1 protein-coding gene is annotated in these 665 nt (G+C 53.4%); it reads left to right on the top strand.

Features of this window, described 5'->3' with window-relative positions; translation table 11 throughout:
• Positions 1 to 608, top strand: a 608-nt coding sequence (locus KDD36_15185; GenBank protein MCB0397992.1) for a methyltransferase domain-containing protein, incomplete at its 5' end; no start/stop codon positions are given.
• Between the last annotated feature and the right edge of the window lie 57 nt (positions 609 to 665).

Raw genomic sequence — 665 nt, 5'->3', positions numbered from 1 at the left:
GTCATGAAACCGGTGCAGAAGGCAAGGTGATCGGCATCGACTTTACACCAGCCATGATCAGAAAGGCCAGGGAGAATGCCGAAAAACTGGGCTTCCACAATGTCGAATTCCGCGAAGGTGATATCGAAGCCATGCCGGTCTCCGATAACGTGGCCGATGTGGTGGTGAGCAACTGTGTGCTCAACCTGGTGCCCGATAAACAACAGGTGGTGAAAGAGATCTTCCGGGTGCTGAAACCCGGCGGACATTTCAGTATATCTGACATTGTACTATTGGGTGAACTGCCGGAAGCGCTGAGACAGGACGCCGAGATGTATGCCGGATGTGTATCCGGTGCCATCCAGAAAAAAGACTACCTGCGCTTCATAGAAGAAGCGGGATTTGCAGGCATCACCATCCAGAAAGAAAAGGTCATCGACATTCCGGATGATATCCTTTCCAACTACCTGGATGCCGAGGGAATAGCCTCCTTCAAAAGTGGTGCATACGGCATCTTCAGCATCACGGTCTATGCCGAAAAACCCGGTGGAACGGACAAGACTCCGGCCATCGACCTGAGTGACATGCAGGCGAAGAAGCCCTGCTGCGAACCCGGTTGCTGCGATTAAGATGGGACGGTTTGAAAGATACCTGAGCCTGTGGGTGGCGCTGTGCATCGCCGCAGG

This window comes from Flavobacteriales bacterium, from assembly GCA_020435415.1.
Lineage (GTDB): Bacteria > Bacteroidota > Bacteroidia > JACJYZ01 > JACJYZ01 > JACJYZ01.
This window is presented reverse-complemented; position numbering and strand designations above follow the sequence as displayed.